This is a genomic window from Citrobacter sp. CF971, from assembly GCF_006385635.1.
Classification (GTDB): domain Bacteria; phylum Pseudomonadota; class Gammaproteobacteria; order Enterobacterales; family Enterobacteriaceae; genus Citrobacter; species Citrobacter freundii.
In genome coordinates this window covers 671,623-685,344 of sequence record NZ_CP041051.1, presented here as the reverse complement: position 1 = coordinate 685,344, position 13,722 = coordinate 671,623, and the positions used below count along the sequence as shown (strand labels likewise).

General features: G+C 50.8%; 18 protein-coding genes. 13 read left to right on the top strand and 5 right to left on the bottom strand.

The window, feature by feature from the left end; all coding sequences use genetic code 11:
- Positions 1-96 precede the first annotated feature (96 nt).
- Both E6P06_RS28215 and argF (E6P06_RS06790) read left to right on the top strand, forming a co-directional pair.
- Positions 97-192: a hypothetical protein gene (locus tag E6P06_RS28215; RefSeq protein ID WP_371303384.1), complete on the top strand. Its 96-nt coding sequence runs from the start codon at positions 97-99 to the stop codon at positions 190-192.
- Positions 162-1,166 carry an ornithine carbamoyltransferase gene (gene argF, locus E6P06_RS06790; protein ID WP_003839620.1) on the top strand — a complete coding sequence of 335 codons (1,005 nt, stop codon included), beginning with the start codon at positions 162-164 and terminating at the stop codon, positions 1,164-1,166. The genes E6P06_RS28215 and argF (E6P06_RS06790) overlap by 31 nt, the downstream gene beginning before the upstream one ends.
- Positions 1,167-1,272: 106 nt before the next feature.
- On the opposite strand, the gene E6P06_RS06785 is transcribed toward argF (E6P06_RS06790), so the two are convergent.
- Positions 1,273-1,725 carry a YhcH/YjgK/YiaL family protein gene (locus E6P06_RS06785; RefSeq protein ID WP_003839618.1) on the bottom strand — a complete coding sequence of 151 codons (453 nt, stop codon included), beginning with the start codon at positions 1,723-1,725 and terminating at the stop codon, positions 1,273-1,275.
- A 673-nt stretch (positions 1,726-2,398) separates the two neighbouring features.
- Between E6P06_RS06785 and arcA the strand changes: the two genes are divergently transcribed.
- From arcA to E6P06_RS06760, 5 genes are all read left to right on the top strand, one after another.
- Complete coding sequence (arcA, locus tag E6P06_RS06780; protein WP_003025834.1) at positions 2,399-3,619, top strand: arginine deiminase; 1,221 nt, start codon at positions 2,399-2,401, stop codon at positions 3,617-3,619.
- 9 nt (positions 3,620-3,628) lie between these two features.
- Positions 3,629-4,561, top strand: a complete 933-nt coding sequence (arcC, locus tag E6P06_RS06775; protein WP_139935058.1) for a carbamate kinase — start codon at positions 3,629-3,631, stop codon at positions 4,559-4,561.
- Between the two features lie 57 nt (positions 4,562-4,618).
- Complete coding sequence (gene argF, locus E6P06_RS06770) at positions 4,619-5,623, top strand: ornithine carbamoyltransferase (RefSeq protein ID WP_003025826.1); 1,005 nt, start codon at positions 4,619-4,621, stop codon at positions 5,621-5,623.
- A gap of 55 nt (positions 5,624-5,678) precedes the next feature.
- Entirely contained in the window at positions 5,679-7,082 is a 1,404-nt protein-coding gene (locus tag E6P06_RS06765) for a YfcC family protein (protein ID WP_003839611.1), read from the top strand.
- Between the two features lie 144 nt (positions 7,083-7,226).
- The gene (locus E6P06_RS06760; RefSeq protein ID WP_003839609.1) at positions 7,227-7,706 is read left to right on the top strand and encodes an arginine repressor; all 480 of its coding nucleotides are present in this window, start codon (positions 7,227-7,229) and stop codon (positions 7,704-7,706) included.
- On the opposite strand, the gene E6P06_RS06755 is transcribed toward E6P06_RS06760, so the two are convergent.
- Positions 7,703-7,825 carry a hypothetical protein gene (locus E6P06_RS06755; RefSeq protein WP_085951582.1) on the bottom strand — a complete coding sequence of 41 codons (123 nt, stop codon included), beginning with the start codon at positions 7,823-7,825 and terminating at the stop codon, positions 7,703-7,705. The two genes, E6P06_RS06760 and E6P06_RS06755, sit on opposite strands and share 4 nt — an antisense overlap.
- Between E6P06_RS06755 and pyrL the strand changes: the two genes are divergently transcribed.
- From pyrL to E6P06_RS06725, 6 genes are all read left to right on the top strand, one after another.
- A complete protein-coding gene (gene pyrL, locus E6P06_RS06750; protein ID WP_003025819.1) occupies positions 7,805-7,906 on the top strand; it encodes a pyr operon leader peptide in 102 nt (33 codons plus the stop codon). The two genes, E6P06_RS06755 and pyrL, sit on opposite strands and share 21 nt — an antisense overlap.
- On the top strand, positions 7,887-7,940 hold the full coding sequence (locus E6P06_RS28210) for a pyrBI operon leader peptide (RefSeq protein WP_129622269.1): 54 nt from the start codon (positions 7,887-7,889) through the stop codon (positions 7,938-7,940). Before pyrL ends, E6P06_RS28210 begins: the two co-directional genes overlap by 20 nt.
- A 2-nt stretch (positions 7,941-7,942) precedes the next feature.
- Positions 7,943-8,878 (top strand): aspartate carbamoyltransferase, encoded by a 936-nt coding sequence (gene pyrB, locus E6P06_RS06740; protein ID WP_003025818.1) that lies wholly within the window; start codon positions 7,943-7,945, stop codon positions 8,876-8,878.
- Between the two features lie 13 nt (positions 8,879-8,891).
- A complete protein-coding gene (pyrI, locus tag E6P06_RS06735; RefSeq protein ID WP_003025816.1) occupies positions 8,892-9,353 on the top strand; it encodes an aspartate carbamoyltransferase regulatory subunit in 462 nt (153 codons plus the stop codon).
- Positions 9,354-9,553: 200 nt separating this feature from the next.
- Positions 9,554-9,940, top strand: a complete 387-nt coding sequence (gene ridA, locus E6P06_RS06730; protein ID WP_000047544.1) for a 2-iminobutanoate/2-iminopropanoate deaminase — start codon at positions 9,554-9,556, stop codon at positions 9,938-9,940.
- A gap of 72 nt (positions 9,941-10,012) precedes the next feature.
- Positions 10,013-10,465 (top strand): transposase, encoded by a 453-nt coding sequence (locus E6P06_RS06725; RefSeq protein ID WP_139935057.1) that lies wholly within the window; start codon positions 10,013-10,015, stop codon positions 10,463-10,465.
- A 65-nt stretch (positions 10,466-10,530) separates the two neighbouring features.
- Here E6P06_RS06725 and E6P06_RS06720 read toward each other — a convergent pair whose 3' ends face one another.
- The 3 genes from E6P06_RS06720 to E6P06_RS06710 form a co-directional block, all read right to left on the bottom strand.
- Positions 10,531-11,817 carry a TRAP transporter large permease gene (locus E6P06_RS06720; RefSeq protein WP_003839607.1) on the bottom strand — a complete coding sequence of 429 codons (1,287 nt, stop codon included), beginning with the start codon at positions 11,815-11,817 and terminating at the stop codon, positions 10,531-10,533.
- A 30-nt stretch (positions 11,818-11,847) separates the two neighbouring features.
- Positions 11,848-12,357 (bottom strand): TRAP transporter small permease, encoded by a 510-nt coding sequence (locus E6P06_RS06715; protein ID WP_003839606.1) that lies wholly within the window; start codon positions 12,355-12,357, stop codon positions 11,848-11,850.
- A 62-nt stretch (positions 12,358-12,419) separates the two neighbouring features.
- On the bottom strand, positions 12,420-13,397 hold the full coding sequence (locus tag E6P06_RS06710; protein ID WP_003839604.1) for a TRAP transporter substrate-binding protein: 978 nt from the start codon (positions 13,395-13,397) through the stop codon (positions 12,420-12,422).
- Positions 13,398-13,722 lie beyond the last annotated feature (325 nt).

The following is a 13,722-nucleotide window of genomic DNA, read 5'->3' as shown; positions in this document are numbered from 1 at the left end:
CTCGTTCCTCATAATGTCCTGCCGATACTCTTATTGTCACATACCGCTGTCATTGCCTCCACCTTTCCAGGAAAGATTTGTTAAACAAGGTTGCAAATGAATAAACATCCATATAAATTGAATTTTAATTCAATAAATGGCCTAAGCCATGTGAGGGAACCATGTCTGCGTTTTATCATAAACATTTTTTGAAACTGCTTGATTTCACCTCTGCTGAACTCACGTCACTGCTCCTGCTCGCCGCGCAGCTAAAGGCAGATAAGAAAAACGGCACTGAAGTCGCAAAGCTCACCGGTAAAAACATCGCGCTCATCTTCGAAAAAGACTCAACCCGCACCCGTTGCTCTTTCGAAGTTGCCGCATACGACCAGGGCGCTCGCGTGACGTATCTCGGGCCAAGCGGCAGCCAGATTGGCCATAAAGAGTCGATCAAAGACACCGCCCGCGTGCTCGGCCGCATGTACGACGGTATTCAGTATCGGGGACACGGCCAGGAGATTGTCGAGACGCTGGCGGAATATGCCGGAGTTCCGGTGTGGAACGGATTAACCAACGAGTTTCATCCCACCCAGCTGCTGGCGGATCTGTTAACTATGCAGGAACACCTGCCAGGTAAAGCGTTTAATGAGATGACGCTGGTCTACACCGGTGATGCCCGCAACAATATGGGCAATTCCATGCTGGAAGCCGCTGCGTTAACCGGGCTGGATCTGCGCCTGGTCGCACCGCAGGCCTGCTGGCCAGAGGAAAGTCTGGTTGCAGAGTGCAAAGCGCTGGCGCAGAAAAACGGCGGCAATATTACGCTGACCGAAGATGTCGCCGCGGGCGTGAAAGGTGCGGACTTTATCTATACCGACGTCTGGGTATCAATGGGCGAAGCAAAAGAGAAGTGGGCCGAACGTATTGCGCTGCTGCGTAAGTACCAGGTTAATAGCACGATGATGGCGTTGACCGGCAATCCACAGGTGAAATTCCTGCACTGCCTGCCCGCGTTTCATGACGATCAAACCACGCTTGGCAAACAAATGGCACAGGAATATGGTCTGCACGGCGGTATGGAAGTGACCGATGAGGTCTTTGAATCACCCGCCAGCATCGTATTTGATCAGGCGGAAAATCGGATGCACACCATCAAAGCGGTGATGGTGGCGACGCTGGCGAAGTGAGGGCATGGATGAAAAGAATGCCGGATGGCGATGCTAAACATCTTATCCGGCCTACAACCGCGCTCTCGTAGGCCGGGCAAGGCGAAGCCGCCCCCGGCAAATACGCTTATGCCACTTGCATTTTCACCACGGCTTTGCGTACCAGCGCTGGAGCACCGACCGCGCACAGCGGTTTATGCACTTCACCCGGATAGAACACCACGAAATCACCTTCGTTCAGCACCACCGTTTTCTCCTGTACCCCTTCCGGCAGGAAGGCGATATCTTTATCCGCCAGCCAGTCAGTTTCCGGCGCGCCCGCAGGCTGCGTGCTGAAGGTCATTCCTTCCTGGCCTTTGAGCAGGATCTGAATATCCAGATAGCGAGCGTGATATTCGGCGCGGCGCTGTGCAAACGGCTCCGTCATATCTTCGGCAATCAGATAAAACAGGCGATCGCCGTCAATGTCGTGCTTACCTTTTTCCGTCGCATCCGTCACATGCGCTTTAATGTGTTCAATTGCCTGACGCAGCTCTTCCGGCAGCCAGGCATCCAGGTTGTGAATATTGCCAACAATCATCTCAAACCCCTTAATTAAAACATCGTTTCATTTTAGTTGTTATACGAAAAAACGGCCTGCCATACTACTGCTATTTGCCGATATTTTGCGTCAACGCATGTTTATCGCTGATGGTGTTAAATAATTGCTAACTCTCAGCAACAGGTTATGCATAAACTTTGCATAACTTTCGGCTACCCTTTTTCAACCTAATCAGTAACATACTGTTATTAAAAGTTTTATTAGAAAAACCAGCTATCGATCACAGTTCACCTCTCCTTCGCTATCCTTCTTCATCGTCATATTTATTTTGAAATAAACTTTACCGCGCAAATAATAAAATCATATATTCGCATAATAATTCACAACACATAAAAAAGCACAAATAAATCAATGCATTACTTATATTGCAGCACACTAGAAGTGTACATAAAATTAACACCGATAAATAACAAGACATATTCCCGCGTAGTAATTCAATTATTCATGTTTTTATTTTATTAATTCTCCGAGCCATATCATAAATTAAACATCAAAAGTCAAATATCGACCTGGCTGTGAAATAAATCACGTTTCCTCATCAAATAAGATCTAAATATAGATTCCGAAATCAGCTGAAAAGTCATGACTGCAATAAATATTTTTTGCAGGCACATCCTCTTTATTTTTTTAAAATAGTATTAAAGGAATAATGATGGAAAAGCATTATGTCGGGTCTGAAATCGGTCAATTACGTAGCGTAATGCTACATCGCCCTAATCTCAGCTTAAAAAGGCTGACGCCATCAAATTGCCAGGAACTGCTTTTTGATGATGTTCTTTCGGTAGAACGTGCAGGAGAAGAGCATGACATTTTCGCCAACACGTTACGTCAGCAAGGGATTGAGGTTCTGTTACTCACTGATTTATTGACACAAACCTTAGATGTCCAAGATGCCAAAGACTGGTTGCTGGAGACACAAATCTCTGATTATCGCCTTGGCCCCGCTTTCGCCACGGATATTCGCGCCTGGCTTGCAGATATGCAGCATCGGGAACTCGCCCGGCATTTAAGCGGTGGGCTAACCTACGGAGAAATTCCTGCCTCAATCAAAAATATGGTGGTCGATACTCACGATATTAATGACTTTATTATGAAGCCATTACCAAACCACTTATTTACCCGCGACACCTCATGCTGGATATATAACGGTGTGTCAATTAACCCAATGGCAAAAACCGCGCGGCAAAGAGAAACCAATAACCTGCGGGCGATCTACCGTTGGCACCCTCAATTTGCTGATGGTGAATTTATTAAATATTTCGGCGATGAAAATATTAATTACGACCACGCCACATTAGAAGGTGGAGATGTGCTGGTGATTGGTCGCGGCGCGGTACTCATCGGTATGTCGGAACGCACCACGCCGCAGGGCATTGAATTCCTTGCCCAGTCGCTGTTTAAGCATCGCCAGGCTGAACGCGTCATCGCGGTTGAACTGCCGAAACATCGCTCCTGTATGCACCTCGATACCGTCATGACCCACATTGATATCGATACCTTCTCCGTCTACCCGGAAGTGGTACGCCCGGATGTCCAGTGCTGGACCCTGACGCCAGACGGGCGCGGCGGCTTGAAACGCACCCAGGAAAGTACTCTGGTACATGCCCTCGAAAAAGCGCTGGGCCTCGACCAAATCACGCTGATAACCACCGGGGGCGACGCCTTCGAAGCTGAACGCGAACAGTGGAATGACGCCAACAACGTCCTGACGCTACGCCCCGGTGTGGTCGTGGGCTACGAGCGCAACATCTGGACCAACGAGAAATACGACAAAGCGGGCATCACCGTTTTACCCATTCCTGGCGACGAACTTGGACGCGGACGCGGCGGCGCACGCTGCATGAGCTGCCCACTGGAACGCGACGGTATTTAAGGAAAAGTCATGGAAAACAAACCTACTCTGGTTGTGGCGTTGGGCGGCAATGCGCTGCTCAAACGCGGCGAGCCGCTGGAAGCTGACATCCAGCGCAAGAACATTGAGCTGGCGGCAAAGACTATCGCTCAGCTCACACAGCAATGGCGCGTGATTCTGGTGCACGGCAATGGCCCGCAGGTTGGACTTTTGGCGTTGCAAAACAGTGCGTATGCCAGCGTCCCCCCCTATCCGCTCGACATTCTTGGCGCGGAAAGTCAGGGAATGATTGGCTATATGCTACAACAAGCTCTGAAAAACCAGCTGCCGCAACGTGAAATCAGCGTCCTGCTGACTCAGGTTGAAGTCGATGCCCACGATCCAGCCTTCAGTAATCCGACCAAATATATCGGACCGATTTACGACAACGATCAGGCTAAAACGCTACACGCGGAAAAAGGCTGGATTTTCAAAGCCGATGGTAAAGCGTTCCGTCGCGTTGTGCCCTCTCCACAACCCAAACGTATCGTTGAAAGTGATGCTATTCGCACATTGATCGCCCGCGATCATCTGGTGATTTGCAACGGCGGTGGCGGCGTACCGGTGGTGGAAAAAGCCGATGGCTTCCACGGCATTGAAGCAGTGATCGACAAGGATCTCTCCGCCGCCCTGCTCGCCCGCCAACTCCATGCCGATGCGTTGTTGATCCTCACCGATGCTGATGCCGTGTACCTCGACTGGGGCAAACCTACCCAGCGCCCGCTGGCCCAGGTCACCCCGGAACTGCTCGGTGAAATGCAATTCGACGCCGGTTCAATGGGCCCCAAAGTCACCGCCTGCGCGGAATTCGTCTCTCACTGTCGTGGGATTGCTGGCATCGGTTCACTGGCCGACGGCTCGGCCATTCTCGCCGGCGACAAAGGCACGCTAATTCGTCTCGAAACCACCGACGCTAACGCGTAGGACTTTTTTTTGCCGGATGACGGCTTCGCCTTATCCGGCCTACATAAGGACATTTTCATGACTGTTAACCTGAAAAATCGCAATTTTCTCAAACTGCTGGACTACACCCCGACGGAAATCCAGTACCTGATCGATCTGGCTATCGAGTTAAAAACGGCAAAAAAGGCCGGGCGCGAAAGACAGACGCTGGTCGGTAAAAATATCGCGCTGATCTTCGAAAAAACCTCAACCCGTACCCGCTGTGCCTTTGAAGTCGGTGCTTTCGATCAAGGCGCACAGGTGACCTATCTCGGCCCAAGCGGATCGCAGATCGGCCATAAAGAATCAATGAAAGATACTGCCCGCGTGCTAGGCCGCATGTACGACGGCATTGAATATCGCGGATACGGCCAGGACATTGTGGAGGAACTGGGGCAATTTGCCGGAGTTCCTGTTTGGAATGGACTGACAAATGAATTTCACCCCACCCAGATCCTCGCGGATCTGATGACCATGCTGGAACACGCCCCGGGTAAAACCTTGCCGGAACTGAGTTTCGCTTATCTCGGTGACGCCCGCAATAACATGGGTAATTCGCTGATGGTTGGCGCAGCGAAAATGGGGATGGATATCCGTCTGGTCGCACCTAAATCCTTCTGGCCTGACGAGGCGCTGGTTGCCGAATGCCGTGAAATTGCCAGCGTGACTGGCGCACGCATTACGCTCACAGAGGATGTTGAGGAAGGCGTATACGACGTCGATTTCCTCTACACCGATGTCTGGGTCTCTATGGGCGAACCCAAAGAAGCCTGGGCAGAACGCGTTAGCCTGATGACGCCCTATCAAATTAACCAGCGGGTCATCAACGCAACCGGTAACCCCAATGTGAAATTTATGCACTGTCTGCCCGCCTTCCATAACGAGCACACAAAGGTTGGACGTGAAATCGAAATGGCCTACGGCCTGAAAGGGCTTGAAGTCACGGAAGAGGTTTTTGAGTCAGCTCATTCCATCGTCTTCGACGAAGCAGAGAACCGGATGCATACCATTAAAGCGGTAATGGTAGCGACCCTAGGCGACTAACCCCAGCGGGCGTATGTCGCCTGACGGCATATGCCCAAGCTATCCGGAGAACATCATGGGCAAATTCAAATTTCCCAGCGCATATACCATCCTGTTTATTCTCATTGCACTCGTCGCGGTTATGACCTGGATAGTCCCGGCAGGGAAATACCAGATGGCGATGAATGCTACTCTGGGCAAAGAAGTGCCAGTTGCCGGTACTTATGCCCCCACAGAGGCGCACCCGCAAGGTTTTACCGCTGTACTGCTGGCCCCGATTGACGGTCTTTACAACCACGAAACCTATACCGCAGGCGCAATTGATGTGGCGTTGTTTGTCCTGATTATTGGTGGGTTTCTCGGCGTAGTAAACAAAACAGGCGCCATCGACGCAGGTATCGAGCGCGTGACGGTCAGGTTGAACGGTAAAGAGGAGTGGATGATCCCCATTCTAATGGGGCTTTTCGCCGCCGGAGGTACGATTTACGGGATGGCGGAGGAATCACTCCCATTCTACACATTGCTGGTTCCGGTCATGATGGCCGCACGCTTTGATCCGTTGGTTGCCGCCGCCACCGTTCTGCTCGGCGCGGGCATTGGTACACTCGGCTCGACAATCAACCCTTTCGCAACGGTTATCGCGGCTAACGCCGCCGGGATCCCCTTCACCCAGGGAATGCTGATGCGCATTCTGCTGCTGGTCGTCGGCTATGTTATCTGTGTGGTGTGGGTCATGCGTTATGCGCGCAAAGTCCGCAATCACCCGGAGTTGTCGATTGTGGCGGATAAAATGGAGGAAAACCGTGCGCATTTTCTCGGCAATCGCGGCAATACCAATCTTGAATTCACAGCCACGCGTAAGTGGATCCTGCTGATATTCGCCGCCGCCTTTGCGGTAATGATTTATGGCGTCGCGGTACTCGGATGGTGGATGGCAGAAATATCCGCAGTCTTTCTGGGTTCTGCCATTATCGTCGGCGTGATTGCCCGCATGAGTGAAGAAGCCTTCACCAGTACCTTCATTGACGGTGCGCGGGATCTGCTTGGCGTGGCGCTGATTATCGGCATTGCACGCGGTATCGTCGTGGTGATGGACAACGGCATGATCACCCACACTATTTTGCACAGCGCCGAAAATTTAGTCTCCGGTCTGTCCACCACCATTTTCATCAATGTAACCTACTGGCTGGAAGTATTGCTCTCCTTCCTGGTCCCTTCCTCGTCTGGCCTGGCGGTGCTCACGATGCCCATTATGGCCCCGCTGGCCGACTTCGCGCATGTACAGAGGGATCTGGTCGTCACCGCGTATCAATCCGCTTCCGGCATTGTGAATCTGATTACACCCACCTCAGCCGTCGTGATGGGTGGGTTAGCCATCGCCCGTGTTCCTTACGTGCGCTACCTGAAATGGGTCGCCCCGCTCCTGCTCATTTTGACGTTACTGAACATGGCCGTCCTGAGTATCGGCGCGATGTTGTAGCCCTTTTAGCCGTCGGATCCCGACGGCTTTTTTGAGCGCATTCTCATTTTTCTGCGCAACCGCCCGTTTGAGCCGTTATTGATACTGCAAATGTGGTGAATTTCGCCATCACATTGATACAAATGATAAACTTAGGGTGTATTTATGAAGGAATTCGATGATTACTCGACCAAAGAGCAGAAACAATTGGCGATTTGTCAGCGCCTGATTAGCGAAAAAAGCTACCTTTCTCAGGAAGCGCTTCGCCGCGATCTCCAACACCATGGTTTTACCGGAATTAGCCAGTCAACGGTATCCCGTCTGCTGAAACTGCTCGGGGCTATAAAAATAAGAAATACAAAAGGGCAAAAAATTTATTCTGTAAATCCGCAGTCGCGCCCCGCTCCTGATGCTGCCCGATCGATTGCTGAAATGGTGGTCAGCGTTGAGCACAATAGCGAATTTATCCTCATCCACACGGCGGCAGGTTATGGCCGTGCCGTTGCCAGAATCCTCGATTACCACGCGTTACCAGAGATTCTGGGTGTCATCGCTGGCAGCAGTATTGTCTGGGTTGCGCCGCGAGTTGTGCAGCGAACGGGGCTGGTGCACAAGCAGATTAACTATCTATTTAAAATGAATTAAAATTCATAAGAACCGTTTGCGGTGAATAAATTGTGCATTTTCCGCTTGATCCCATAACGGAGCTGAGTATAATCGCGGACAATTTGCCGGGAGGATGTATGGTTCAGTGTGTACGACATTTTGTCTTACCGCGTCTGAAAAAGGACGCTGGCCTGCCGTTTTTCTTTCCGTTGATCACCCATTCAGAGCCCCTCAATTGAGGGGCTTTTTTTTTGCCCAGGCGTCAGGAGATAAACATGGCTAACCCGCTCTATCAAAAACACATCATTTCCATAAACGACCTCAGCCGCGATGACCTCAATCTGGTCCTCGCGACGGCGGCGAAATTAAAAGCTAACCCACAGCCGGAGCTGTTAAAGCATAAGGTTATCGCCAGTTGCTTCTTTGAAGCGTCAACCCGCACCCGTTTATCCTTTGAAACCTCCATGCACCGCCTGGGCGCCAGCGTGGTGGGTTTTTCTGACAGCAGCAACACGTCGCTGGGCAAAAAAGGCGAAACCCTGGCCGATACCATTTCCGTCATCAGCACCTATGTCGACGCCATCGTCATGCGTCATCCGCAGGAAGGCGCCGCACGTCTGGCTACGGAGTTCTCCGGTAACGTTCCGGTACTGAACGCAGGCGACGGCTCCAACCAACATCCCACCCAAACGCTGCTGGACCTGTTTACCATTCAGGAAACGCAGGGTCGCCTGGACAATCTGCACATCGCCATGGTGGGTGACCTGAAATATGGCCGTACCGTCCACTCCCTGACCCAGGCGCTGGCGAAGTTCGAAGGTAACCGTTTCTACTTCATCGCCCCGGACGCGCTGGCCATGCCGCAATACATTCTGGATATGCTGAATGAAAAAGGTATTGCCTGGAGCCTGCACGGCACCATCGAAGAGGTGATGGCGGAGGTCGATATCCTCTACATGACCCGCGTACAAAAAGAACGTCTGGACCCGTCTGAATACGCCAACGTGAAAGCACAGTTTGTCCTGCGCGCCAGCGATTTGAACGGCGCCAGAGCGAACATGAAGGTGCTGCATCCGCTGCCGCGCATCGATGAAATCACCACCGACGTCGATAAGACGCCGCACGCCTGGTATTTCCAGCAGGCTGGCAACGGCATCTTCGCCCGCCAGGCGTTACTGGCACTGGTACTGAATAGCGAACTGGCACTGTAAGGGAGAAAAAAAGATGACACACGATAACAAACTGCAGGTTGAAGCCATCAAACGTGGCACCGTGATTGACCACATTCCCGCACAGGTTGGTTTTAAGCTGCTGACGCTGTTCAAACTGACGGAAACCGACCAACGTATCACCATCGGTCTGAACCTGCCGTCTGGCGAGATGGGCCGTAAGGATCTGATTAAAATCGAAAACACGTTCCTGACCGACGAGCAGGTAAACCAGCTCTCCCTGTACGCCCCGCAGGCAACGGTAAACCGCATTGACGATTACGACGTGGTGGGTAAATCACGTCCGAGCCTGCCTGAGCGTATCGATAACGTGCTGGTTTGCCCGAACAGCAACTGCATCAGTCATGCTGAGCCGGTTTCTTCCAGTTTTGCAGTGAAAAAACGCGCTGATGACATCGCACTCAAATGCAAATACTGTGAAAAAGAGTTTTCGCATTATGTGGTGCTGGCCAACTAATTGGTGTTGGTTATGAAATCCCGGCTCCCGTTACACATAAGCATTCGCAATGCATCGAGGCGGCAAGTCCGATTATCACTGGGAGCATAGTAAACTATGTGACCAGGGTAAGAGGACGTAGCCAACGAAGAGGCAGTGTGAAGGATGACGTGTATAATGGGCGGGAACATTCTACTACCGCTGTAAATTCAGGAGAAATCATGAGCAAGACTATCGCGACGGAAAATGCACCAGCAGCAATCGGCCCATACGTTCAGGGCGTTGACCTGGGTAGCATGGTAATCACTTCCGGTCAGATCCCGGTCGATCCGAAAACCGGTGCCGTAGCGGAAGACGTATCCGCTCAGGCACGTCAGTCGCTGGAAAACGTAAAAGCTATCGTTGAAGCAGCAGGCCTGAAAGTGGGCGACATCGTAAAAACGACCGTTTTCGTTAAAGACCTGAACGATTTCGCCACCGTAAACGCGACCTACGAAGCATTCTTCACCGAGCACAACGCGACCTTCCCGGCGCGTTCTTGCGTAGAAGTTGCCCGTCTGCCGAAAGACGTGAAAATCGAGATTGAAGCGATCGCCGTTCGTCGCTGATTTTTAGCGCAGAGATAATCCAGACAGCGCTCTGGATTATCTCCAGGCTAACCGCGCCATGGAGGGCCGGGAATGGCAAAAACGCGTTTTACCGCAGAACAAATCGCCGATTTTCTTCAGCAGTCTAAAAATGGCGTATCAAATAAGGTATTGTGCGAAAAATACGAATTTAGCGTCAGCACGCTTCGTCGTTGGCAGGAGCAGCACGCCGAAGGCGTTCGCCGTGAGTTAAAGCAATTAGAGTCGACGGGCGCAATCGTATTCTTGTGCTTCTTCATTTTAGCCACATTACTCGCCGTTATGTTCTCTAAACCCCTCGGCGCAGTTGTAATGTTCTTTTTCCTGGTGTACTGCGTTGGCTACATCCGCCAATTTCGCAAGATATCTGCAAAACACATCCAGGAAGAAAATATCTTTCTCGCCCGCACCGGGCGCGGAGCGAGAAATGCGTTTTATCATTTCAGTTGGGCCTACATCGCTCTTTTTGTCTTTGCCGTTGGCTATATAATTGTGCATATGGTCTGAAAGATTATCGGCCTACGCAAGCGTAGTTTGTAGGCCCGGTAAGCGTGAGCGCCACCGGGCATTTATCACATCACGCCAAACAATTTCGGCAGGAACAGTGAAATCGCCGGAATGTATGTCACGAGCATCAGCACCAGGAATAGCACGAGGTAGAACGGCAGCATCGCCTTTACCACCTGTTCTATTTTCTGCTTACTCACCGCACTGGCCACAAACAGCACCGACCCTACCGGTGGCGTAATAAGGCCGATCCCTAAGTTCACCAGCATGATCATGCCAAAATGGACTGGATCAATGCCGAGCGCGTTGGTCACTGGAAGCAGAACCGGCGTCAAAATCAGGATCAGCGGCGCCATATCCATCAGCGTACCGATCAGCAGCAGCATGATGTTAATGCACATCAGAATGACGTATTTGTTGTCCGAGATGCTGGTGAAAGCTTCAGTGATACGCATCGGCAATTGCATATAGGTCATAACGGCGCCGAACGCAGCGGCAAAGCCTATCAGGATCATGACGATCGTGACTGTTTTCACCGTGCGGAACATCAGCTTTGGCAGCTCAGACCATTTATAGTCACGATAGATAAACATGGTGACAAAGAAGGCCCAAAGGCAGGCAATCGCCGCAGATTCCGTCGCGGTAAAGATACCTGACAGGATGCCGCCCATGATGATCACAACCGTCATCAGGCCCCACAGCGTATCGACGAAAATCTTCAGCGCCTGGCGAAACGGTACGCGTTCCCCTTTTGGATAACCGCGCTTGTGCGCAAAAGCCACGCACATTACCATCAGACTGAAACTTAACAGCAGGCCCGGTAGGATCCCGGCGATGAACAGTGCGGCAATCGACACCGTTCCGCCTGTAGCCAGCGAGTAAATAACCGAGTTATGGCTGGGCGGCGTAAGAATCGCCTGCACCGAACCACTGGCCGTTACCGCCGCGGCAAAGTCGCGCGGATAACCTTTTTTATCCATTTCCGGGATCATTACCGAACCAATGGATGCGGTATCCGCTACAGACGATCCAGAAATAGCGCCAAAAAAGGTTGATGCCACAATGTTTACCAGCGACAGTCCGCCGCGAATAAAGCCAACAAAAATATAGGCAAAGTTCACCAGTCGCCGCGCAATTCCCCCTTCGGCCATGATCGCTCCGGCCAAAATAAAGAACGGGATCGCCAGCAGGGAGAACTTATTCACCCCGCTGGTCAGTTGGATCATCACCGCTTCCAGCGGAATATCAATGTACCAGGCGCCAATGATGGCGCTAATGCCAACCGCATACGCTACCGGTACCCCAATTGCCAGCATAATGCCGAGCGTAAAGACGAGAATAAATGCATCCATCTGCTTTCCTTTCTGAAATGGGGGCGGTAACTAGCTGGTCGATCCCAACATGACAACGGGACGTTGGTACTGCGGACCACGGAAAATCTTTTCTGCGATAAACAGCAGCGTTATGGCAGAGCCAATCGGCAATGGAAGGTAGTTTTGCCCGGCACTTAAAAGCGGGAATTCAGCCACGGGCTGTCCCCACAGCTCAAGACAGAGATTGGTTCCGTACCAGAGGATAAAAAGGCTTATCGCCACTAACATAACGTCAGCGATTACAGAGCAATAACGGCGGGAAGCATCACCCAGACGGTCAATCACCATACTTACCGCGATATGCGAGCCTGCACGATAGCTCACCGCCGCGCCAATAAAGGTGAATGTCACCATACACAGAATAGCGACGGGTTCAGGCCATGACAGGGCGTTATTCAGAACATAACGCGCGAATATACCAATGGGGATAATGGCGACCATGACTAATAATGCGATACCGGCAATCCACATTGACACCCGATAAAGAAAATCCATTACCGATGAATAACATTCACCCATAATCATCACCTCGAATTAATCAAAAGATTCAGGCGGAGGGTTGATATCCTCCACCTGATGAATTACTTCACATCCTGAATTCGTTTGATCAAATCCTGGTGGTCTTTACCGTAATTATCCCGCACTGACTGCGTGGCTTTATAGAAATAGTCCGTATCAATATCGTGGAACTGAACGCCGTTGGCTTTCATGGTCTCCAGTGATTTTGCATTATAATCCTGCCAAAGTTTTCGTTGCTCTACCTGTGCTTCTTTGGCGAGTTTAATAATGAGGTCCTGGTCTTCTTTTTTTAACTTATCCCATTTGGCTTTCGAGAACAGAAAAAGCTCAGGAATAATAAAGTGTTTGCTCCAGGTATAGTTTTTCACGACCGGCAAATAGTTATGCGCAACAAACGTTGGCGGGTTATTTTCCGTGCCATCAATAACGCCGGTCTGCATGCCGCTAAATACTTCACTAACGCCCATGACAACGGAGTTAGCGCCCATCGCCTTCAGGGTATCCAGCGCTATCGGACTCCCTTGAACACGGATTTTCATACCGTGTAAATCTTCCGGTTTCACCACCGGATTTTTGGTGATCAGATTGCGCGTTCCGGCATCCATCCAGCCGAGGAACACCAGCCGCGATTTGGCGTTGGCCGTCAGGCGGTCGCCAATCTCCTGACCAATCATGCCGTCGAGAACCTTATGCAGATGGTCTTCATCACGGAAAATATATGGCAGGGTAAACACGTTAATTTCAGGGAGAATAGCGGCGACTGGCGTCATTGAGACACGAATAATATCGATAGCGCCTAATTGTGCCTGCTCAATCATCTGTTTTTCGTCGCCTAACACACCACCGGGAAAGGTTTTAATCTCCAGACGACCTTCGGTGGCGGCGCTAAGTTTTTCCCCCATATGTTTCACGGCAACAACGTTCGGGTAATCAGCCGGATGCACATCTGCGGCGCGAAAGGTTTGTGCCAGCGTTGCATGACTCGCCAGTAATACAGACGCGCCAATACACAGACTTAACAGGTTTTTTGTCAGTTTCATTTGTCCTTCTCCAGAAGTTCATAATATCCATTAACAGGAATAGCTTGCAGAGCAAATGACTGCCGGAATTAAAAACGGGCAGCGAGAAACTTTCTTAACGACGTTACCTGCGCAGACTAACTGGTGTAACAATTTATTTCGATGACTACGTTCACAAAAAATCGCAGACAGTTAAATTTTTTAGCACGCTGTTTCATTTTTGCAATGCAGATCGTTTTATTGATAAAAAAACAACGCAAGAAAGGCGATTTGATACTAACAACCCGCGTTAGTATTTCAATAAAAATAAAACACCAATATTTCGGGAGAATATCTTTCGAATGAA

Coding starts and splice junctions, on each gene's coding strand:
- E6P06_RS06760 (WP_003839609.1), top strand. CDS start 7,227: ATGAAGGAATTCGATGATTACTCGACCAAAGAGCAGAAACAATTGGCG.
- E6P06_RS06755 (WP_085951582.1), bottom strand. CDS start 7,825: ATGTCGTACACACTGAACCATACATCCTCCCGGCAAATTGTCCGCGAT.
- E6P06_RS06710 (WP_003839604.1), bottom strand. CDS start 13,397: ATGAAACTGACAAAAAACCTGTTAAGTCTGTGTATTGGCGCGTCTGTA.
- argF (WP_003025826.1), top strand. CDS start 4,619: ATGACTGTTAACCTGAAAAATCGCAATTTTCTCAAACTGCTGGACTAC.
- arcA (WP_003025834.1), top strand. CDS start 2,399: ATGGAAAAGCATTATGTCGGGTCTGAAATCGGTCAATTACGTAGCGTA.
- E6P06_RS06715 (WP_003839606.1), bottom strand. CDS start 12,357: ATGGGTGAATGTTATTCATCGGTAATGGATTTTCTTTATCGGGTGTCA.
- pyrI (WP_003025816.1), top strand. CDS start 8,892: ATGACACACGATAACAAACTGCAGGTTGAAGCCATCAAACGTGGCACC.
- ridA (WP_000047544.1), top strand. CDS start 9,554: ATGAGCAAGACTATCGCGACGGAAAATGCACCAGCAGCAATCGGCCCA.
- E6P06_RS28215 (WP_371303384.1), top strand. CDS start 97: ATGAATAAACATCCATATAAATTGAATTTTAATTCAATAAATGGCCTA.
- argF (WP_003839620.1), top strand. CDS start 162: ATGTCTGCGTTTTATCATAAACATTTTTTGAAACTGCTTGATTTCACC.
- E6P06_RS06720 (WP_003839607.1), bottom strand. CDS start 11,817: ATGGATGCATTTATTCTCGTCTTTACGCTCGGCATTATGCTGGCAATT.
- arcC (WP_139935058.1), top strand. CDS start 3,629: ATGGAAAACAAACCTACTCTGGTTGTGGCGTTGGGCGGCAATGCGCTG.
- pyrL (WP_003025819.1), top strand. CDS start 7,805: ATGGTTCAGTGTGTACGACATTTTGTCTTACCGCGTCTGAAAAAGGAC.
- E6P06_RS06765 (WP_003839611.1), top strand. CDS start 5,679: ATGGGCAAATTCAAATTTCCCAGCGCATATACCATCCTGTTTATTCTC.
- pyrB (WP_003025818.1), top strand. CDS start 7,943: ATGGCTAACCCGCTCTATCAAAAACACATCATTTCCATAAACGACCTC.
- E6P06_RS06785 (WP_003839618.1), bottom strand. CDS start 1,725: ATGATTGTTGGCAATATTCACAACCTGGATGCCTGGCTGCCGGAAGAG.
- E6P06_RS06725 (WP_139935057.1), top strand. CDS start 10,013: ATGGCAAAAACGCGTTTTACCGCAGAACAAATCGCCGATTTTCTTCAG.